Below are 248 nucleotides of genomic sequence, written 5' to 3'. Positions count from 1 at the left end.
CCCATATTTAAAGAAAAAATACTAAAAATTGAGACAGTGTCCATAGCTGAAAGAGCCTCATCGGGTTACGAGCGTATTCAGATTTGGCAGCAAGCTATCGAGGCAATTAAGCAGCAACCGCTATGGGGTTATGGCTGGAATCAAGGATCTTTCGCTCAATATCAAACTATAGATAAGCATTATTTTAGCCATTATTTATCGAGCTTTCATAATATATTTTTAGATATTTTTATTTGGTGCGGTATACC

Annotated in this window: 1 protein-coding gene; it reads left to right on the top strand. The window is 36.3% G+C overall.

Annotation, left to right across the window (positions count from 1 at the left end; all coding sequences use genetic code 11):
- Positions 1-248: O-antigen ligase family protein (locus tag AAEY79_RS15980; protein ID WP_352289664.1), on the top strand; the 248-nt coding region annotated here is incomplete at both ends.

It is taken from the genome of Psychrobacter sp. GW64-MNA-CIBAN-0177, from assembly GCF_040309585.1.
In the GTDB taxonomy this organism is placed as follows: Bacteria; Pseudomonadota; Gammaproteobacteria; order Pseudomonadales; family Moraxellaceae; genus Psychrobacter; species Psychrobacter okhotskensis.
Note: the sequence above shows the minus strand (reverse complement) of the source record. Positions and strands in the feature narration are given on the sequence as shown.